General features: G+C 56.1%; 18 protein-coding genes. 11 read left to right on the top strand and 7 right to left on the bottom strand.

Features of this window, described 5'->3' with window-relative positions; genetic code table 11:
* Window positions 1-2: 2 nt before the first annotated feature.
* The 3 genes from hemX to hemC are packed head-to-tail and all read right to left on the bottom strand — an operon-like array spanning window position 3 to window position 2,878.
* Window positions 3-1,178, bottom strand: a complete 1,176-nt coding sequence (gene hemX / locus PYR66_23005; GenBank protein WEF28087.1) for a uroporphyrinogen-III C-methyltransferase — start codon at window positions 1,176-1,178, stop codon at window positions 3-5.
* A gap of 21 nt (window positions 1,179-1,199) precedes the next feature.
* Window positions 1,200-1,940, bottom strand: a complete 741-nt coding sequence (gene hemD / locus PYR66_23000; GenBank protein WEF28086.1) for a uroporphyrinogen-III synthase — start codon at window positions 1,938-1,940, stop codon at window positions 1,200-1,202.
* Window positions 1,937-2,878, bottom strand: coding sequence for a hydroxymethylbilane synthase (gene hemC / locus PYR66_22995; protein WEF28085.1), 942 nt, complete (start codon window positions 2,876-2,878; stop codon window positions 1,937-1,939). Before hemC ends, hemD begins: the two co-directional genes overlap by 4 nt.
* Window positions 2,879-3,228: 350 nt before the next feature.
* Here hemC and cyaA point away from each other — a divergent pair, with 350 nt between their 5' ends.
* A complete protein-coding gene (gene cyaA, locus PYR66_22990; GenBank protein ID WEF28084.1) occupies window positions 3,229-5,781 on the top strand; it encodes a class I adenylate cyclase in 2,553 nt (850 codons plus the stop codon).
* A gap of 52 nt (window positions 5,782-5,833) precedes the next feature.
* On the opposite strand, the gene cyaY is transcribed toward cyaA, so the two are convergent.
* Complete coding sequence (cyaY, locus tag PYR66_22985; protein WEF28083.1) at window positions 5,834-6,154, bottom strand: iron donor protein CyaY; 321 nt, start codon at window positions 6,152-6,154, stop codon at window positions 5,834-5,836.
* Window positions 6,155-6,300: 146 nt separating this feature from the next.
* Here cyaY and PYR66_22980 point away from each other — a divergent pair, with 146 nt between their 5' ends.
* From PYR66_22980 to corA, 7 genes are all read left to right on the top strand, one after another.
* A complete protein-coding gene (locus PYR66_22980; GenBank protein WEF30532.1) occupies window positions 6,301-6,504 on the top strand; it encodes a lipoprotein in 204 nt (67 codons plus the stop codon).
* Window positions 6,505-6,539: 35 nt separating this feature from the next.
* Window positions 6,540-7,364: a diaminopimelate epimerase gene (gene dapF / locus PYR66_22975; GenBank protein ID WEF28082.1), complete on the top strand. Its 825-nt coding sequence runs from the start codon at window positions 6,540-6,542 to the stop codon at window positions 7,362-7,364.
* On the top strand, window positions 7,361-8,068 hold the full coding sequence (locus PYR66_22970) for a DUF484 domain-containing protein (protein ID WEF28081.1): 708 nt from the start codon (window positions 7,361-7,363) through the stop codon (window positions 8,066-8,068). The genes dapF and PYR66_22970 overlap by 4 nt, the downstream gene beginning before the upstream one ends.
* Window positions 8,065-8,967: a tyrosine recombinase XerC gene (xerC, locus tag PYR66_22965; protein WEF28080.1), complete on the top strand. Its 903-nt coding sequence runs from the start codon at window positions 8,065-8,067 to the stop codon at window positions 8,965-8,967. The genes PYR66_22970 and xerC overlap by 4 nt, the downstream gene beginning before the upstream one ends.
* The gene (gene yigB, locus PYR66_22960; GenBank protein ID WEF28079.1) at window positions 8,967-9,683 is read left to right on the top strand and encodes a 5-amino-6-(5-phospho-D-ribitylamino)uracil phosphatase YigB; all 717 of its coding nucleotides are present in this window, start codon (window positions 8,967-8,969) and stop codon (window positions 9,681-9,683) included. The genes xerC and yigB overlap by 1 nt, the downstream gene beginning before the upstream one ends.
* A gap of 63 nt (window positions 9,684-9,746) precedes the next feature.
* Window positions 9,747-11,909 (top strand): DNA helicase II, encoded by a 2,163-nt coding sequence (gene uvrD / locus PYR66_22955; GenBank protein ID WEF28078.1) that lies wholly within the window; start codon window positions 9,747-9,749, stop codon window positions 11,907-11,909.
* Window positions 11,910-12,264: 355 nt separating this feature from the next.
* Entirely contained in the window at window positions 12,265-13,215 is a 951-nt protein-coding gene (corA, locus tag PYR66_22950) for a magnesium/cobalt transporter CorA (GenBank protein WEF28077.1), read from the top strand.
* An 87-nt stretch (window positions 13,216-13,302) separates the two neighbouring features.
* On the opposite strand, the gene rarD is transcribed toward corA, so the two are convergent.
* A complete protein-coding gene (gene rarD, locus PYR66_22945) occupies window positions 13,303-14,196 on the bottom strand; it encodes an EamA family transporter RarD (GenBank protein ID WEF28076.1) in 894 nt (297 codons plus the stop codon).
* Between the two features lie 48 nt (window positions 14,197-14,244).
* Window positions 14,245-14,709, bottom strand: a complete 465-nt coding sequence (gene yigI, locus PYR66_22940) for an acyl-CoA thioesterase YigI (protein WEF28075.1) — start codon at window positions 14,707-14,709, stop codon at window positions 14,245-14,247.
* A 153-nt stretch (window positions 14,710-14,862) separates the two neighbouring features.
* Between yigI and pldA the strand changes: the two genes are divergently transcribed.
* The 3 genes from pldA to rhtC all read left to right on the top strand — a co-directional run bounded on the left by pldA (window position 14,863) and on the right by rhtC (window position 18,311).
* Window positions 14,863-15,735 (top strand): phospholipase A, encoded by an 873-nt coding sequence (gene pldA, locus PYR66_22935; protein ID WEF28074.1) that lies wholly within the window; start codon window positions 14,863-14,865, stop codon window positions 15,733-15,735.
* 67 nt (window positions 15,736-15,802) lie between these two features.
* Window positions 15,803-17,629, top strand: a complete 1,827-nt coding sequence (gene recQ, locus PYR66_22930; GenBank protein WEF28073.1) for an ATP-dependent DNA helicase RecQ — start codon at window positions 15,803-15,805, stop codon at window positions 17,627-17,629.
* Between the two features lie 61 nt (window positions 17,630-17,690).
* A complete protein-coding gene (gene rhtC, locus PYR66_22925; protein ID WEF28072.1) occupies window positions 17,691-18,311 on the top strand; it encodes a threonine export protein RhtC in 621 nt (206 codons plus the stop codon).
* Between the two features lie 45 nt (window positions 18,312-18,356).
* On the opposite strand, the gene PYR66_22920 is transcribed toward rhtC, so the two are convergent.
* A complete protein-coding gene (locus tag PYR66_22920) occupies window positions 18,357-19,277 on the bottom strand; it encodes an Rpn family recombination-promoting nuclease/putative transposase (GenBank protein ID WEF28071.1) in 921 nt (306 codons plus the stop codon).
* Between the last annotated feature and the right edge of the window lie 85 nt (window positions 19,278-19,362).

The following is a 19,362-nucleotide window of genomic DNA, read 5'->3' as shown; positions in this document are numbered from 1 at the left end:
CGTTATTCTCCTTGCGGCGCAGGGGCTGGCGCGGTCGGTGCGGGTTCAGGCGTCGGAGTGGCAGCGGCAGCAGGCTGCGCCATCAAGTTGCGCACGCGCGTTTGCATTAATTTTTCAAGCAGGCTTTGGCTTTGCAGCGTTTCCGGCACGCTCATGGTAATACTCTGCTGGCTGAGTTTATCCACCTCTTCCAGGAACGCTTTAGTGGTGGCGTCTTCAGTATCGTAATAAGCGCGAACCCAGGTGGAGACGTTTTCCAACGCCTGTTTGTAGGTTTCTTCCTGATGGCGCGGTACCGCTTGAGCGGCAACCAGCAGGCGGGAGCGGATATTTTCGCGCAGATAGACGTCCTGATTCGGCGCCAGCAGCGGCACTGCCGTTTCGTCGCGACGACGCACGGTAATAAAGCTGTCCATAAAACTCTGCCAGCTTTTCTGCAGGTTAACGCGCCATTCGCCGATGGAGCTGGAAAGCTCAGCACTATCGGCATCCATCGGGGAATCGTCATCGTTATTATCTGCCAGACGCAGGTTGTCGATTTGGTTCGCGAGCTGATTGACCTTGAGGATAATGCCGTCGTAATCCACCTGGCTTACCGCCGACAGCGCGGCGATGTCATCCGTGATGGCGCGGCGCGCGCCGATCAGGCTTGGGTCGTTCATGTCGGCAAGACTGGCGTCGGCGCTTTTGAGCAGTGCGGCGGCGGTAGTGACATCTTGATCGCTCCACAGCTTACGTCCCGCCAGCTTGACCAGGAAATCCGCCTGCGCCAGCAACCAGGTTTTGGCGTCGCTGCCTGAAATAACGGCGACTTTCTGCTGTACTTCATCAAGCGCTTTGGCCAGGGTTTCCTGCTGGCGTCTGGCTTCGCTTAACTGGTCAGCCTGCTGTTTAATAATGCCTTCCAGTTCGCTTTTTTGGCTGTCCTGCGCTTTTTGCAACGCGGTGACCTGGTTTGATAATTCAGCGCTGGTTTCGTTTTGACGCGAGGCTTGCTGTTTGCTCAGGCCATACAGGCCGATACCTGCGGCAATCGCGATAGCGATGGCGATTGCGCTGAGCGTCAGGCTGGTTTTGTTGCCGGCCTTTTTCTTATCATTGTTCTCTGGCTGTGGTGTGGTTTCCACGGCCTCCCTGGTCTCTTCAACCACGGCGGATTGATTTTGTTGTTCCGTCATTATGGCTTCCAATGTTGAGAGTTATTGTAATGCGCGTAGCAGCGCATCGTTGTCGGCGTTATCGGCAACCTGAATATCCTGCCAGCCCAATTCCCGAGCCTGAAGGGCCAGACGTTCGCTGACAACGACAAGGCTACAGCGCAGGAGCCATCGTTCGCGATACCACTGGGGTATTAACGACCACAGCTGCTGCAGCATCTCACCGCTGGTGACCACCAGAGTGGTGACCCCGCGAGACTGCCAGCGCATCGCCTCTTCCGCACCATCATAGTACTTCGCACAACGTTGATAACATTCACAAAATGTTACCTCGGCACCGCGTTCACGCAGCGTGGTGCCTAATAATTCCCGCCCGCCGTTGCCACGCAGAATCAGGGCTTTCTTGCCCGCAATGTTTTGTAATTCAGGTAATTGTAGCAAGACTTCGCTGATTTCCCGATCTAACGGGTAACGGATGTTTTGTCCGCTGACCGTATGCAGGGCCAGCGCCGTCGTGCGGCCAATAGCGAAATAGGCGGGGGTGGAAGGCCAGCATTTGCCCTCCTGCAGCAGACGAGCATGGGCGAACTCTACCGCATGCTGCGAGAGCGCGAACAGTAGATCGTTCGCGCCTAATTCAGCCAACTGGCGCGGCAGCGCTGCCAGCTCGCGCCCGGGCGTGAATTCAATGAGCGGAAAGCTCCAGGCCACGCGTCCCAGCGCGCGCAGGCGGCTGACTAGCTCTTCACCTTGCGGTAGCGGACGGGTGACCAGGATACTCATCGCGGGGCTTCTCCATCATAAACCGCCGCGAGGATCTCGCGAGCGCCGTTATCCAGTAACTCTTCCGCCAACGATACGCCCAGCGTCTCCGCTTCTTCCGGGCGTCCGCGGCGCTCGCCACGCACGACTTGTGAGCCATCCGGCGCGCCAACCAGCGCCCGTAGCCACAGCTCGCCGTTGTTCAGTTCGGCATAGCTGCCGATCGGTACCTGGCAGCCGCCCTCGAGGCGGGTATTCATCGCCCGCTCAGCGCGCACGCGCACGGCGGTTTCTGCATGGTTAAGCGGTGCCAGCAGCGCCTGGGTCCATTCGTCGTCGAGGCGGCATTCGATACCTACCGCGCCCTGGCCGACCGCCGGCAGAGACTGCTCAGGCGACAGCGGCTGACGAATGCGCGCTTCCAGCTTCAGGCGCTTGAGCCCGGCGGCGGCAAGGATAATGGCGTCATATTCGCCGTTATCGAGTTTACCCAGCCGGGTACCGACGTTGCCGCGCAGGGAGCGGATCACCAGGTCCGGACGTTCGGCGGCCAGCTGGCATTGGCGGCGTAAACTTGACGTGCCAACGATGCTGCCAGCCGGCAGTTCATCAATAGAGGCATAGCGGTTGGACACAAACGCGTCGCGCGGATCTTCACGCTCGCAGATGGTGACCAGCCCCAGGCCCTCGGGGAATTCGACCGGAACATCTTTCATCGAATGAACGGCGATATCGGCGCGCCCTTCGATCATGGCGAGCTCTAACTCTTTCACAAATAAGCCCTTGCCGCCCACCTTCGCCAGGGGCGTGTCAAGAAGCACGTCGCCGCGGGTGACCATTGGCACCAGCTCAACGGCAAGCCCCGGATGACAGGACTCCAGACGCTCTTTCACATAATGTGCCTGCCATAGCGCAAGCGGGCTTTGCCGTGTGGCAATTCTCAAAACTTTGTCTAACATGCTTGTTACCGTCATTGTCGACCACGAGCCATCCTAACATTGTTGCTTTATGGATGTTAGTTTCACGGTTAATGTGGGATTCCGGCATGACGTCTTTTAACGTTTCATGCGAGTACGGTTGCCGCAAGCGTAGTGGGGAATTTACACCCGGCAAACGGTGCTACACTTGTATGTAGCGCATCTTTCTTTACGGTCAATCCGCAAGGTGTTAAATTGATCACGTTTTAAACCATTTGTCAGTGAGCAGTCCATCACAACCACACCGATGACGAATGGTGACGGTTCTTGTTGAAATACTGAAATCCTCCGTACTATTGTACGTCGGATTTTTGAACATCAGGCGATATGTCTTGTACCTCTATATTGAGACACTGAAACAGAGACTGGATGCCATCAACCAACTGCGCGTGGATCGCGCGCTTGCTGCCATGGGACCCGCTTTCCAGCAGGTTTACAGTCTTCTGCCGACATTACTACATTATCATCACCCGCTGATGCCGGGTTACCTTGACGGTAACGTTCCCCGCGGCATTTGCCTCTACACGCCTGATGAAACCCAACGCCACTACCTTGACGAACTTGAGCTGCATCGTGGCCTGCTGACGCAGGAGCCGCCGAAAGGCGAGCTGCCGATTACCGGCGTCTATTCGATGGGCAGTACCTCCTCCGTTGGGCAAAGCTGTTCTTCCGATCTCGATATCTGGGTGTGCCACCAGGCCTGGCTGGATACCGAAGAGCGCCAGCTGCTGCAGCGTAAATGCAGCCTGCTTGAAAGCTGGGCGGCATCGCTCGGCGTCGAGGTTAGCTTCTTCCTGATTGATGAAAACCGCTTCCGTCATAACGAAAGCGGCAGTCTCGGCGGCGAAGACTGCGGTTCGACCCAGCATATTTTATTGCTTGATGAGTTCTACCGTACCGCCGTGCGCCTCGCCGGGAAACGTATTCTGTGGAATATGGTGCCGTGCGACGAAGAAGATCATTACGACGATTACGTGATGGGGCTGTACGCGCAGGGCGTGCTGACGCCAAACGAGTGGCTCGATCTGGGCGGCCTGAGTTCGCTATCGGCGGAAGAGTACTTCGGCGCCAGCCTGTGGCAGCTGTATAAGAGTATCGACTCCCCGTATAAAGCGGTGCTGAAAACGCTGCTGCTGGAAGCCTACTCCTGGGAATATCCCAACAACCGCCTGTTGGCAAAAGACATTAAACAGCGCCTGCATGACGGCGAGATCGTCTCATTCGGTCTCGACCCGTACTGCATGATGCTGGAGCGCGTAACCGCCTATCTGCAGGCCATCGAAGACGACACCCGCCTTGATCTGGTACGTCGCTGCTTCTACCTGAAAGTGTGTGAAAAACTCAGCCGCGAACGCGCCTGCGTGGGCTGGCGGCGTGAAGTCGTCAGCCAGCTGGTGAAAGAGTGGGGCTGGGATGAAAAGCGTCTGATGATGCTCGACAACCGCGCTAACTGGAAAATCGACGAAGTGCGCAAGGCGCATAACGAACTGCTCGATGCCATGATGCAGAGCTATCGTAATCTGATTCGTTTCGCGCGGCGCAATAACCTCAGCGTCTCCGCCAGCCCGCAGGATATCGGCGTGTTGACGCGTAAGCTGTACGCCGCTTTTGAAGCGCTGCCGGGCAAGGTTACGCTGGTCAACCCGCAAATTTCGCCGGATCTGTCGGAACCGAACCTGACCTTTATCCATGTGCCGCCGGGCCGCGCCAACCGTACCGGTTGGTATTTGTATAATCGCGCGCCGGATATGGAATCGATTATCAGCCATCAGCCGCTGGAATATAACCGTTACCTTAATAAGTTGGTGGCCTGGGCCTGGTTTAACGGCCTGCTGACCTCACGCACCCGCCTGTTTATTAAGGGCAACGGCATTGTCGATTTGGCGAAGCTGCAGGAGATGGTGGCCGATGTGTCGCACCACTTCCCGTTACGCCTACCGGCGCCGACGCCAAAAGCGCTGTACAGCCCGTGCGAAATTCGCCATCTGGCGATTATCGTCAATCTCGAATATGACCCGACGGCGGCTTTCCGCAATCAGGTCGTGCACTTCGATTTCCGCAAGCTGGATGTTTTCAGCTTCGGTGAAGAACAAAAATGCCTGATTGGCAGTGTTGATCTGCTGTATCGCAACTCGTGGAATGAAGTGCGTACCCTGCACTTTAACGGCGAGCAGGCGATGATCGAGGCGCTAAAAACCATTCTCGGCAAAATGCACCAGGACGCCGCGCCGCCGGATAGCGTCGAAGTGTTCTGCTATAGCCAACACCTGCGCGGCCTGATCCGTACTCGCGTGCAGCAGATGGTCTCTGAGTGCATTGAACTGCGCCTCTCCAGTACCCGTCAGGATACCGGGCGCTTTAAAGCGCTGCGCGTCTCCGGCCAGACATGGGGCCTGTTCTTTGAACGTCTTAATGTTTCAGTGCAGAAGCTGGAAAACGCCATTGAGTTCTACGGCGCGATTTCGCATAACAAACTCCACGGTCTGTCGGTGCAGGTCGAAACCAACCACGTTAAGCTACCTGCGGTAGTAGATGGTTTCGCCAGCGAAGGGATTATTCAATTCTTCTTTGAGGATGCGGATGATAACGACAGCGGCTTTAACATCTACATTCTTGATGAAAGCAACCGTGCTGAGGTTTATCACCACTGTGAGGGAAGCAAAGAGGAGCTGGTGCGCGACGTCAGCCGCTTCTATTCGTCATCACACGATCGCTTTACCTACGGCTCAAGCTTTATCAACTTCAACCTGCCGCAGTTCTATCAGATTGTCGATGTCGACGGGCGTACGCAGGTGATTCCATTCCGTAGCCAGGCGATTGCCGCCGCAGTGCCGACAGGCCAGGAAGCGGTCGCGTCGCCGGTGTTACAGCAGCGCTACTCTTAGGTTTGGGTAGCCCGGATAAGGCGCGATGCGCCGTCATCCGGGAAACAGGTGATTAACGGAAGCTTACCGCTTCGCCAGCCTGATGGCTCGCCGCCTGCTCCAGCAGATCCCAGAAGCGCTCGCCGCTGCGATCGCAAATCCACTCGTCGCCCTTCAGATCGAAATGGTAGCCGCCTTGCTTGGTCGCCAACCACACCTGATGCAGCGGCTCCTGACGGTTAATGATGATTTTGCTGCCGTTCTCAAAACTGATGGTCAGCACGCCGCCGTTGATTTCGCAGTCGATATCGCTGTCGCCGTCCCAGTCGTCCAGACGTTCTTCGATGGTCATCCACAGGCTATCAGCCAGGCGATGGAATTCACTGTCGTTCATAGTTATATTCTGCTTTTATGATTTTTGAAGATGGCCGCAGTATAGCGCGAAACAAAAGCGCGCGCAGTCGGATGCTAAACGCTTGCTTTTACGTCTTCTCCTGCGATGATAGAAAGCAGTAACGAATGAATCATGGGCAACTATCAATGAAAAACGTTTTACCCACGCTTGCCGTTCTGTTTGCAATCTTCAGCCTGACCGGCTGTGGCTTGAAAGGGCCGCTGTATTTCCCGCCGGCAGACAAAACCGCACCGCCGCCGACCAAACCGGTGAATCCTGGCATTCAGAGCTCAACGCCAGATCGTAACGATCGCGGCGATAATGGCGGCCCGACTCAGGTTAATTATTAACGATCACGTTCTGTTCCGCGCAATTGGAGTAGATAATGCAGTTCTCTAAAATGCATGGCCTTGGCAACGACTTCATGGTTGTTGATGCGGTAACGCAGAATGTTTTCTTTTCACCAGAGCTGATTCGTCGCCTGGCGGATCGACATCTTGGGGTCGGCTTCGATCAACTATTGGTTGTTGAACCGCCGTACGATCCCGATTTGGACTTCCACTACCGTATCTTTAATGCTGATGGTAGCGAAGTTTCGCAGTGCGGCAATGGCGCACGCTGCTTTGCCCGCTTTGTCCGTTTAAAAGGCCTGACCAATAAACGTGATATCCGCGTGAGCACGGCCAACGGTCGTATGGTATTAAGCGTAACGGAAGATGATCTGGTGCGCGTTAACATGGGCGAGCCGAACTTTGAGCCGTCCCAGGTCCCGTTCCGCGCTAACAAAGCGGAAAAGACCTATATTATGCGTGCGGCTGAACAGACAGTATTGTGTGGCGTCGTCTCGATGGGCAACCCGCACTGCGTGATTCAGGTCGACAGTGTGGACACCGCGGCGGTCGAAACGCTCGGCCCGGTGATGGAAAGCCACGAACGTTTTCCGGAACGCGCCAATATCGGCTTTATGCAGGTGGTGGAACGCTCCCATATTCGTCTGCGCGTCTATGAACGCGGCGCAGGCGAAACGCAGGCCTGCGGCAGCGGTGCCTGTGCGGCGGTGGCGGTAGGTATCCAACAGGGCTTGCTTGCCGAAGAGGTACGCGTGGAATTACCAGGCGGGCGTCTCGACATCGCCTGGAAAGGTCCGGGTCAACCGTTGTTTATGACTGGCCCGGCGGCACACGTCTACGACGGATTTATTCATCTATGAAACAGATCGGGGAAGAACAGCAGGAACTCGCCACTGCGCTGGACGATAGCGCGGTAGTAGATTATCTGCTGCAAAATCCTGAGTTCTTTATTCGTAATGCGACGCAGGTAGAACATATCCGCGTCCCGCATCCGGTGCGCGGTACCATTTCGCTGGTGGAGTGGCACATGCTGCGGGCGCGTAACCATATCAACGTGCTGGAAGAAAACATGACGCTGCTGATGGAACAGGCGACGGCGAATCAAAGCCTGTTTCAGCGCCTGTTTCATCTGCAGACGCGTCTGGCGTCGGCCGATAGTCTGGATGAAATGCTCAATCGTTTTCATCGCTGGGCGCGTGAGCTTGGCCTGGCGGGCGCGACGGTGCGCCTGTTCCCGGACAGCTGGCATCTTGGCGCGCCGTCTAAATTTACCCATCTGGCGCTGAGCCGGCAGGCGTTTGAACCCATCCGCATTCAGCGGCTGGGCCAGGAACGACACTATCTTGGGCCGCTTAATGGGCCAGAATTGCTGGTGGTGTTGCCGGAGGCGAAAGCTATTGGTTCGGTGGCGATGTCGCTGCTGGGCGATGACGATGCCCCAGGGGTGATGTTTTTCAGCAGCCGCGATCCGCAACATTATCAGCAAGGCCAGGGGACGCAGCTACTGCAGGAAATCGCGCGCATGCTGCCCGGTTTGCTGGAGCGCTGGATTGAACGCGCATGACCGATTCCCCGCTGTTCGCCTGCGTCGATCGCTTCCTGCGCTACCTCGGCGTTGAGCGCCAGCTTAGCCCGATTACGCTGGTTAACTACCAGCGGCAGCTGGAGGCGCTGATTGCGCTGGCGGATGATGCCGGGTTGAAAAGCTGGCAGCAGTGCGACGCCGCCCAGGTACGCAGTTTTGCGGTACGCAGCCGCCGCGCGGGTTTAGGCCCGGCGAGCCTGGCGTTACGACTTTCCGCCCTACGTAGTTTCTTTGACTGGATGGTCAGCCAGGGCGAGCTGAGCGCCAACCCGGCGAAAGGGATTGCCGCGCCGAAAATTCCCCGCCACTTGCCGAAAAATATCGACGTCGATGATGTCAACCGGCTACTGGACATCGACCTCAACGACCCGCTGGCGGTACGCGACCGGGCGATGCTGGAAGTGATGTACGGCGCGGGGCTGCGTCTCTCTGAGCTGGTTAACCTTGATATTAAGCACCTTGATCTTGAGTCAGGGGAAGTGTGGGTGATGGGCAAAGGCAGCAAAGAGCGCCGCCTGCCGATCGGCCGCAATGCGGTCGCGTGGATCGAACACTGGCTGGATTTACGCGGCCTGTTCGGTACCGATGACGACGCCCTGTTCTTGTCGAAGCTGGGGAAGCGTATTTCCGCGCGTAACGTGCAGAAGCGTTTTGCCGAGTGGGGCATTAAACAGGGGCTGAATAGCCACGTGCATCCGCATAAGCTACGCCACTCCTTCGCCACCCATATGCTGGAGTCGAGCGGCGATCTACGCGGTGTGCAGGAGCTACTGGGCCATGCCAATCTTTCCACCACCCAAATCTATACCCATCTCGATTTTCAACACCTTGCCTCGGTGTACGACGCCGCGCATCCGCGCGCTAAACGGGGGAAATAATGCGTTTTTACCGACCTCTGGGCCCGATCTCAGCATTGACGTTCGACCTGGACGATACCCTTTATGATAACCGCCCGGTGATTGACCGGACGATGCACGAATCGTTGGCGTTTGTGCGCCATTACCATCCTGCGTTGAGCCAGTTTGATGCCAGCGATCTCAACCGGCTGCGCCAGACGCTGTTGGCCTCCGAGCCTGAGATTTATCACGACGTCACCGTCTGGCGCCACCGCGCGCTGGAACTGGGGATGCGCGACGCCGGGCTTTCCGCCGCCCAGGCGAAAGCGGGCGCCGATGCGGCGATGGAAAATTTCGCCCACTGGCGCAGCCGCGTCGATGTCCCGCAGGAAACCCACGATACGCTGGCTAAGCTGGCGCAGAAGTGGCCGCTGGTGGCGATCACTAATGGTAACGCTCAGCCCGAGCAGTTCGGGTTGAGCGACTATTTCCGCTTCGTGCTGCGCGCGGGCCCGGATGGCCGCTCCAAACCGTTTGCCGATATGTACCATCTGGCGGCGGAGCGTCTGGATCTGCCGCTTGAGCATATTCTTCACGTCGGCGATGACCTGACCACCGACGTCGCCGGCGCTATTCGCTGCGGGATGCAGGCCTGCTGGATCAAGCCGCAGGGCGCCTCGCTGATGAAAACCGCCGATAGCCGCTTGCTGCCGCATATCGAAATTTCACGGTTGGCATCTCTGACCTCGCTGATATAATCACCAGTAACTCTGTATATATTAACAGGGGTTCGTGGAACCCCTTCTCTTCCGGCGGTGCCAATGGACGTTTCTTACCTGCTCGACAGCCTTAATGACAAACAGCGTGAAGCCGTAGCGGCATCGCGCACCAATATGCTGGTGCTGGCAGGGGCGGGGAGTGGTAAGACGCGCGTACTGGTGCACCGTATTGCCTGGTTGTTGAGCGTAGAGAATTGCTCGCCTTACTCAATTATGGCGGTAACTTTTACCAACAAAGCGGCGGCAGAGATGCGCCATCGTATCGGCCAACTGATGGGCACTACCCAGGGCGGCATGTGGGTTGGCACTTTCCACGGTTTGGCCCACCGTTTACTGCGCGCGCATCATCTGGACGCCAATCTGCCGCAGGATTTCCAAATCCTTGATAGCGAAGATCAGCTGCGCCTGTTAAAGCGCCTGATCAAAGCGATGAATCTGGATGAGAAGCAATGGCCGCCGCGTCAGGCAATGTGGTACATCAACAGCCAAAAAGATGAAGGGCTGCGCCCGCATCACATTCAGAGCTACGGCAACCCGGTCGAGCAGACCTGGCAGAAAGTGTATCAGGCCTATCAGGAAGCCTGCGATCGCGCGGGGTTGGTGGACTTCGCCGAACTGCTGCTGCGCGCGCACGAGCTATGGCTGAATAAGCCGCACATCCTGCAGCATTACCGCGAGCGTTTCACCAATATTCTTGTCGACGAATTCCAGGATACCAACAACATTCAGTACGCCTGGATCCGCCTGCTGGCGGGCGACACCGGTAAGGTGATGATCGTCGGCGATGACGACCAGTCGATTTACGGCTGGCGCGGGGCGCAGGTGGAGAACATCCAGCGCTTCCTCAACGATTTCCCGGGTGCAGAAACTATCCGTCTGGAACAGAACTACCGTTCAACCAGCAACATCCTCAGCGCGGCGAACGCCCTGATTGAAAACAACAACGGGCGTCTGGGCAAAAAGCTGTGGACTGACGGCGCTGATGGCGAACCCATTTCGCTGTATTGCGCCTTCAACGATCTTGATGAAGCGCGTTTTGTGGTTAACCGGATTAAAACCTGGCAGGAGAATGGCGGCGCGCTGGAACAGTGCGCCATTCTCTACCGTAGCAACGCCCAGTCGCGCGTGCTGGAAGAGGCACTGCTGCAGGCCAGCATGCCGTACCGTATCTACGGCGGTATGCGCTTCTTCGAACGTCAGGAAATCAAAGACGCGCTCTCTTATCTGCGTCTGATAGCGAACCGCAACGACGACGCAGCCTTTGAACGCGTGGTGAATACGCCAACGCGCGGTATTGGCGATCGCACTCTGGATGTGGTGCGTCAGACCTCGCGCGATCGCCAGCTGACGCTGTGGCAGGCGTGTCGCGAACTGCTAAAAGATAAGGTACTGGCCGGTCGCGCCGCCAGCGCCCTGCAGCGCTTTATGGAGCTTATCGACGCGCTGGCGCAGGAAACCGCCGATATGCCGCTGCACGTCCAGACCGATCGGGTCATCAAAGACTCCGGGCTGCGTATGATGTACGAGCAGGAGAAAGGCGAGAAGGGTCAGACCCGTATTGAAAACTTAGAGGAACTGGTCACGGCGACGCGCCAGTTCAGCTACAACGAAGAAGATGAAGATCTGATGCCGTTGCAGGCATTCCTCTCTCACGCTGCGCTGGAAGCAGGTGAAGGGCAGGCGGATACCTGGCAGGATGCGGTGCAGCTAATGACCCTGCACTCGGCGAAAGGTCTGGAGTTCCCGCAGGTATTTATCGTCGGCGTAGAAGAAGGGATGTTCCCGAGCCAGATGGCTCTTGATGAGGGTGGACGCCTGGAGGAAGAACGTCGTCTGGCCTACGTCGGCGTGACGCGCGCCATGCAGAAGCTGACGCTGACCTACGCCGAAACCCGCCGTTTATACGGTAAAGAGGTTTACCACCGCCCGTCGCGCTTTATCGGCGAACTACCGGAAGAGTGCGTGGAAGAGGTACGGCTGCGCGCGACGGTGAGTCGCCCGGTCAACCATCAGCGTCTTGGTACGCCGGTGATGGAGAACGATACCGGCTATAAACTGGGTCAGCGGGTCCGTCATCCGAAGTTCGGCGAAGGCACTATCGTTAATCTCGAAGGTAGCGGCGAACATAGCCGGTTGCAGGTCGCTTTCCAGGGGCAGGGGATTAAATGGCTGGTGGCGGCCTATGCCCGGCTGGAAACTGTGTAACATCAAGAAAAATATAATATTTTTGTAATAGTCTGCTAACCTTATATGCTAAAGGGCAGGATTTGCTCTTTAGCGCTACCTTGCGTGTTGACGCCGTTTTAGCGCTGGCGTAACATGCGCGCACGATTACGCTAAGAGGACATTCGCCTTGGACACACCCAGTAGATGCTGGCTCAACTTCCTGTCATTCAGGAACAACTCCTAAGGCTATCCCCTTATGCCGATAGCCTTAGCGGTTGTCGGCGACCCGCCCCATTTCCGTCGCTCTGAGTCAGGCTTAATGGTCTGAAACACAAATAGTTTCTGTGTGCCCACCGAACTGTCCGATAAATTTTTTGTATTGGGAGTCCCGGTCATGCTGAGCGCATTTCAACTGGAAAATAATCGCTTAACGCGCCTTGAGGCCGATGAGATCAAGCATCTTGCGAGCTCGGTGTGGGTCGATCTGGTCGAGCCAGACGATGGCGAACGTAGCCGTGTGCAAACGGAATTAGGCCAGAATCTGGCAACGCGCCCGGAACTGGAAGACATCGAAGCGTCAGCGCGTTTCTTTGAAGACGAAGATGGTTTACATATTCACTCCTTTTTCTTTTTCGAAGATGCCGACGATCACGCTGGCAACTCTACCGTGGCGTTTACCATCCGCGAAGGCCGCCTGTTCACTCTGCGCGAGCGCGAACTGCCCGCTTTTCGTCTGTACCGCATGCGTGTCCGTAACCAGACGCTGGTCGATGGCAACGCCTACGAGCTGCTGTTAGATCTGTTCGAGACCAAAATCGAACAGCTGGCGGATGAAATTGAAAACATCTACAGCGACCTGGAAAAACTGAGCCGCGTGATTATGGAAGGCCATCAGGGCGATGAATACGATGAAGCCCTGTCGACACTGGCGGAACTGGAAGATATCGGCTGGAAGGTACGCCTCTGTCTGATGGATACCCAGCGCGCGCTGAACTTCCTCGTGCGCAAGGCGCGCCTGCCGGCAGGCCAGCTTGAGCAGGCGCGGGAGATCCTGCGAGATATCGAATCACTGCTGCCGCACAACGAATCGTTGTTCCAGAAAGTGAACTTCCTGATGCAGGCGGCGATGGGCTTTATCAACATCGAACAGAACCGCATCATTAAGATCTTCTCGGTGGTTTCCGTCGTCTTCCTGCCGCCGACGCTGGTGGCGTCCAGCTATGGGATGAACTTCGAGTTTATGCCGGAACTGCACTGGAGCTTCGGCTATCCGGGGGCTATCGTCTTTATGATGCTGGCTGGTCTGGCGCCATATCTCTACTTTAAGCGTAAAAACTGGCTGTAGTTGTTGTGCCGGATGCGCTTCGCTTATCCGGCCTACGTGCTGTGCTTTTGTCGGCCGGATAAGGCGTAACCGCCATCCGGCAATTTCCTAGCTCCGACGCACCCGTCTTTGCGTATACACCGCATCCATCACGAATACCGCCAGCGCTACCCAGATAAAGGCAAAGGTTACCATCTTATCCGCGCCCGGCACTTCACCGTAAAACGTCACCGCCAACAGGAACATCAGCGTCGGGCCGATATACTGGAAAAAGCCCAGCGTCGACAGGCGCAGGCGGGTTGCCGCGCCGGTGAAGCATAGCAGTGGAATGGTGGTGATGACCCCGGCGGCCATCAGCAGAACGTTAAGCGACCAACTGTTCTGCCCCATATGGCTGGTTGGGCTATCGGCGATGCCAAACAGATAAATGGCGGCAACCGGCAGCAGCCACAGGGTTTCAAACAGCATCCCGGTTTGTGCGTCAACGGCGATTTTCTTACGCACCAGCCCGTAGAAAGCAAAGCTGAATGCCAGTCCCAGTCCGATAATCGGCAGCGAGCCGAAAGTCCACAGCTGTACCAGCACGCCACAGGCGGCCAACGCCACCGCCAGCCATTGCATGCGGCGGAAACGTTCGCCGAGGAAGATCATTCCCAGCACGATATTCACCAACGGGTTAATAAAATAGCCGAGGCTGGCTTCCAGCATGTGGTGATTATTGACCGACCAGATAAAGAGCAGCCAGTTGCCGCCGATCAGCACCGCTGACAGCGCCAGCAGGAACACTTTATGCGGCGTTTGCAGCAGCTTTTTTACCTGCGGCCATTGATGACTGAAGCTAATCAGCGCCACCATAAAGAAGAAAGACCAGATCACGCGATGCGTCAGGATTTCATCAGCGGGCACGTAGTCGATAATTTTGAAGTAAGCGGGCGCGATACCCCAGATAAAATAGGCGGCCAGAGCCAGCATAACGCCCAGCCGCGTTTGTTTTGCGTCCATTGATAGAATCCATTGCCAAAGAAAGTGATGTTACTCGATCTGCGGTAATCAACCCACCATATAGGTGGCCGTCGCGCTGGCAATATATACCTGTTCTTCGTTGTGCAGCTCCACGCGGGCAACGGCGACTTTGTTTCCGGCGCGCAGCAGACTGCTGGTGGCGGTGAAACGTTCTCCGCGGCCTGGGCGTAAATAATCGACGCGCAGATCGATCGTTCCCATTCGAGAGAGGCGCTGGCGCAGCTCTTCTTCATTGATAGTGTCATGGCGGGTTAGAGTACTACCGACGCAGACCAACCCTGCGGCGACGTCCAGCGCAGAAGCGATAACCCCGCCGTGCAGAATACTCTGCGCCCAGTTGCCAACCATCATCGGTTGGTTGTTAAAGCTGAGCTGGGCAAATTCTTTTTCGTAGCGTTCCAGCTCCAACCCTAAAGCGCGATTAAAAGGCATGTGATAAACAAAAATTTCTCCCACCAGCTTTAACGCGGCGGCGGCAGTCAATTCAGACATAGCAGAGGTCCATTCGTTAACGAAATGTTGATTTTATGCTTCAAAAATATTGATTTCCACTTTCGGAGGCGATAACGCAGCGGGAGAAGGATAAATAGGTAGAATGGCCGCAGGACAAAACATTAATAAGAACCATTCTTCAGGAGAACAGTCATGCGTATCTCTTTGGCCTGGCTACTCGCGCTGAGCGCGCTGCCGGCAGGCGTTCTGGCGCAGGAAGCGCCGATTGAACAATCCGTTCATGATAAGCCCGCAGTACAGGGCAGTATTATCGCCAACCTGCTGCAGGATCATGACAACCCATTCCTGCTTTACCCTTATGAAAGCAACTATCTGCTCTATACCTGGACTAGCGATCTCAACAAAGAAGCGATCCGCAGCTACGACTGGGCGGATGACGCGCGTAAGGATGAGGTGAAATTCCAGCTTAGCCTGGCATTCCCGTTATGGCGGGGGATTCTCGGTGATAACTCGCTGCTTGGCGCCTCTTATACACAAAAATCCTGGTGGCAACTCTCCAACAGTAAAGGGTCAGCGCCGTTTCGCGAAACGAACTACGAGCCTCAGCTGTTCCTCGGCTTCGCCACTGACTATCAGTTGGCCGGCTGGACGCTGCGCGATATTGAGGTCGGCTATAACCACGACTCCAATGGTCGTTCCGACCCAACGTCCCGCAGCTGGAACCGCCTTTATACTCGCCTGATGGCGCAAAATGGCAATTGGCTGGTGGAAGTGAAGCCGTGGTACGTGGTGGGCAACACCGACGATAATCCGGATATCACCAAATACATGGGCTACTACCGACTGAAGATTGGCTACCAGCTGGGCGAGGCTATCTTCAGCGCGCAGGGGCAATATAACTGGAATACTGGCTACGGCGGCGCGGAAATCGGAGTCAGCTATCCGATCACCAAACACGTGCGTGCCTATACTCAGGTTTACAGCGGTTATGGCGAGTCGCTCATCGATTATAACTTCAATCAGACGCGCGTCGGCGTTGGGCTGATGCTCAACGATCTGTTTTAATCGTTGCACTCTGGCTCTCAGGCGCTGAAAATAGCGCCTGTTTTCTTTTAAGGCAAATGGGGTCAACGTGGCACAGGCGGAAGTTTTAAATCAGGAGTCGCTGGTTAAGCAGGTTTTACAAGAGACCTTCGGCTATCAGCAGTTCCGCCCTGGCCAGGAATCCATTATCGCCACGGCGCTGGAAGGCCGCGATTGTCTGGTGGTCATGCCGACTGGCGGCGGTAAGTCGCTGTGTTATCAGGTGCCTGCGTTAGTCCTCGGCGGTCTGACGGTGGTCGTGTCGCCGCTGATTTCGCTGATGAAGGATCAGGTCGATCAACTGCTGGCGAACGGCGTAGCCGCAGCCTGTCTGAACTCGACGCAGAGCCGCGAGCAGCAACAAGAAGTGATGGCTGGCTGCCGTAGTGGGCAAATTCGCCTGTTGTACATCGCGCCTGAACGCCTGATGCTCGATAACTTCCTTGAGCACCTGAGCCACTGGAACTTAGCAATGCTGGCGGTGGATGAGGCGCACTGTATCTCACAGTGGGGCCATGATTTCCGTCCGGAATACGCCGCGCTGGGCCAACTGCGTCAGCGGATGCTGCACATTCCGTTTATGGCGCTCACCGCCACCGCCGATGACACAACCCGCCGCGATATTGTTCGCCTGCTCGGACTTAACGATCCGCTGATTCAGGTCAGCAGCTTCGATCGCCCCAACATCCGCTATATGCTGATGGAGAAGTTTAAGCCGCTTGATCAACTGATGCGCTACGTGCAGGACCAGCGCGGTAAATCAGGTATTATCTACTGCAACAGCCGTTCTAAAGTTGAAGACACCGCCGCCAGACTGCAGAGCCGCGGCATCAGCGCGGCGGCCTATCATGCCGGTCTGGAAAATGATATTCGTGCCGATGTGCAGGAGAAATTCCAGCGTGACGATCTACAGATCGTGGTCGCGACGGTGGCCTTCGGTATGGGTATCAACAAGCCGAACGTCCGCTTTGTGGTGCACTTCGATATCCCGCGTAATATTGAATCCTACTATCAGGAAACCGGCCGCGCCGGGCGTGATGGTCTGCCCGCGGAAGCGATGCTGTTTTACGATCCGGCGGATATGGCGTGGCTGCGCCGCTGCCTGGAAGAAAAGCCTGCCGGGCCGCTGCAGGATATTGAACGCCATAAGCTGAATGCGATGGGGGCGTTTGCCGAAGCGCAGACCTGCCGCCGTCTGGTGCTGCTGAACTATTTTGGCGAAGGGCGCCAGGAACCGTGCGGCAACTGCGATATCTGCCTTGACCCGCCAAAGCAGTACGATGGTTTGATGGATGCGCGTAAGGCGCTTTCAACGATTTATCGGGTGAATCAACGTTTTGGTATGGGCTACGTGGTAGAAGTGCTGCGCGGCGCCAATAATCAGCGTATCCGCGATCTAAGCCACGATAAGCTACCGGTTTACGGTATCGGCCGTGAACAGAGTCACGAACACTGGGTGAGCGTGATTCGTCAGTTAATTCATCTTGGGCTGGTCACGCAAAATATTGCCCAGCACTCCGCGCTACAGCTCACCGAGGCCGCGCGTCCGGTGCTGCGCGGCGAGGTGCCGTTGCAGCTCGCTGTGCCGCGTATCGTGGCGCTGAAGCCGAAAGCGATGCAGAAATCCTTCGGTGGCAATTACGACCGTAAGCTGTTCGCGAAGCTACGTAAATTACGTAAAGCGATTGCCGACGAAGAGAATATCCCGCCATACGTCGTCTTCAATGACGCCACGCTTATCGAGATGGCTGAGCAGTCGCCGCTCACCGCCGGTGAAATGCTTAGCGTCAACGGCGTCGGCACCCGCAAACTTGAGCGCTTTGGTAAAGAATTCATGGCGCTGATACGCGCTCATGTCGATGGCGATGATGAGTAGTCAGCCACGGGAAAAGGTGCCAGAATAGTTTCCCTCTTCACTATTTTTCTGTGAGTTAAATATGTTGATGCTTTTCCTTACCGTGGCGCTGGTGCATATCATTGCGCTAATGAGTCCGGGGCCAGACTTTTTCTTTGTGTCGCAGACGGCGGTAAGCCGCTCGCGCAAAGAGGCGATGATGGGCGTGCTGGGGATCACCGGCGGCGTGATGGTCTGGGCGGGCGTGGCGCTACTCGGCTTGCACCTGATCATCGAGAAAATGGCCTGGCTCCATACGCTGATTATGGTCGGCGGCGGCCTGTATCTGTGCTGGATGGGCTATCAAATGCTGCGCGGCGCGTTGAAGAAAAGCGACGTTGTGGCGGCGGAACCGCAGGTTGAACTGGCGCGCAGCGGCCGTAGCTTCCTGAAGGGACTGCTGACGAATCTCGCTAATCCGAAAGCGATTATCTATTTTGGCTCGGTCTTCTCACTGTTCGTCGGCGATAATATCGGCGCCGGAGCGCGCTGGGGAATTTTCCTGCTGATCGTCCTCGAAACGCTGGCGTGGTTCACCATCGTGGCCAGCCTTTTCGCCTTGCCGAAAATGCGTCGCGGCTATCAGCGGATGGCGAAGTGGATCGACGGCATTGCAGGAACCTTGTTTGCCGGTTTCGGTATCCATCTGATTATTTCGCGTTAAGATTTCGCTCTGCTGTCCACCCGGTTTCTTCCCGGGTGGCTGGCTTTAACGGTGAACCTGCTGCAGCTCGTTCTTAGTCAGACCGGTCATTTCCATAATCGCGGTGTCGTCAAAGCCGCGATTGAGCATGGCGGCGGCGACCTGCAAAAGGGCCTGCAGTTTGCCTTCTTTGATACCTTCTTTTATTCCCTCTTTTATACCTTTCTCCATGCCTTCTGCGAGCCATGTTTCTGCCAGAGTCATTAGCATTCCTCCATGCTGCGGCACGCGCTGTGCCAGCCCATACAATAGTGCCCTGATATCCTGCGCTTCTCCCGCCTGAGCCATATATTTTATCAGCACGGCGATTTGTTGTCCGCTCATCTGCTCCAATATTAAGAGGTGGGTCAACTTGTCCAGCAGCTGTGCCATATCGCGCTGGCGAATATGTTTTTGTACCAGCGTTAGTGCCGCCAGGCTGCGGTGCTGCATGATTTCATCATCAGGGATCACCGTAATATCGACCAGCGGAAAAGCCCCCGAGTAGAGCTGTCTGGCGATATTGGCATCGGCAAAATTATCCAGCCAGTTTAACGACCAGGGGTAGGGGCTGCGGCGCCCTTGATAAAAGAGGATGGGAATAACTAGCGGCAATATTTTATGACCATTCTCCAGATGTTTCTGCATTGCGGCGACGGCGTAACGCATTAAACGAAACGCCATGAGTTTATCGGGAGAACTCTGGTGCTCTATCAGGACATGGATATAACCTTGACCACTGGTCGTCTCCAGCGAATAGAGAATATCGCTGTAATAAGGCCGCAGGTCATCTTCCAGAAAGCTCCCGGATTCCAGGCGCAGTGTATCCAGTTTACAAACCTGAATTAATGACGGCGGAAGATGAATCTCGATAAAATCGCGCGCCGTTTCGACCCGCGAGAGAAAGGTCTTAAAGATTGCATCATGAGGGGTTGCCGTTTCCGCCATTATCGTTCATCCATGAATAAACCTAATGGCGGCATTCTGGCACTGAAGAGACAAGGCCGACAGCGCGCGGAAAAACTCTCTTTCG

Source organism: Klebsiella aerogenes, from assembly GCA_029027985.1.
GTDB classification, from domain to species: domain Bacteria; phylum Pseudomonadota; class Gammaproteobacteria; order Enterobacterales; family Enterobacteriaceae; genus Klebsiella; species Klebsiella aerogenes_A.
This window is presented reverse-complemented; position numbering and strand designations above follow the sequence as displayed.

Excerpts from the sequence above, each read along its gene's own strand:
- xerC (WEF28080.1), top strand. The coding sequence starts at position 8,065 with ATGACCGATTCCCCGCTGTTCGCCTGCGTCGATCGCTTCCTGCGCTAC.
- yigI (WEF28075.1), bottom strand. The coding sequence starts at position 14,709 with ATGTCTGAATTGACTGCCGCCGCCGCGTTAAAGCTGGTGGGAGAAATT.
- yigB (WEF28079.1), top strand. The coding sequence starts at position 8,967 with ATGCGTTTTTACCGACCTCTGGGCCCGATCTCAGCATTGACGTTCGAC.
- hemD (WEF28086.1), bottom strand. The coding sequence starts at position 1,940 with ATGAGTATCCTGGTCACCCGTCCGCTACCGCAAGGTGAAGAGCTAGTC.
- dapF (WEF28082.1), top strand. The coding sequence starts at position 6,540 with ATGCAGTTCTCTAAAATGCATGGCCTTGGCAACGACTTCATGGTTGTT.
- rarD (WEF28076.1), bottom strand. The coding sequence starts at position 14,196 with ATGGACGCAAAACAAACGCGGCTGGGCGTTATGCTGGCTCTGGCCGCC.
- hemC (WEF28085.1), bottom strand. The coding sequence starts at position 2,878 with ATGTTAGACAAAGTTTTGAGAATTGCCACACGGCAAAGCCCGCTTGCG.
- PYR66_22980 (WEF30532.1), top strand. The coding sequence starts at position 6,301 with ATGAAAAACGTTTTACCCACGCTTGCCGTTCTGTTTGCAATCTTCAGC.
- pldA (WEF28074.1), top strand. The coding sequence starts at position 14,863 with ATGCGTATCTCTTTGGCCTGGCTACTCGCGCTGAGCGCGCTGCCGGCA.
- cyaY (WEF28083.1), bottom strand. The coding sequence starts at position 6,154 with ATGAACGACAGTGAATTCCATCGCCTGGCTGATAGCCTGTGGATGACC.
- hemX (WEF28087.1), bottom strand. The coding sequence starts at position 1,178 with ATGACGGAACAACAAAATCAATCCGCCGTGGTTGAAGAGACCAGGGAG.
- rhtC (WEF28072.1), top strand. The coding sequence starts at position 17,691 with ATGTTGATGCTTTTCCTTACCGTGGCGCTGGTGCATATCATTGCGCTA.
- PYR66_22920 (WEF28071.1), bottom strand. The coding sequence starts at position 19,277 with ATGGCGGAAACGGCAACCCCTCATGATGCAATCTTTAAGACCTTTCTC.
- uvrD (WEF28078.1), top strand. The coding sequence starts at position 9,747 with ATGGACGTTTCTTACCTGCTCGACAGCCTTAATGACAAACAGCGTGAA.
- PYR66_22970 (WEF28081.1), top strand. The coding sequence starts at position 7,361 with ATGAAACAGATCGGGGAAGAACAGCAGGAACTCGCCACTGCGCTGGAC.
- corA (WEF28077.1), top strand. The coding sequence starts at position 12,265 with ATGCTGAGCGCATTTCAACTGGAAAATAATCGCTTAACGCGCCTTGAG.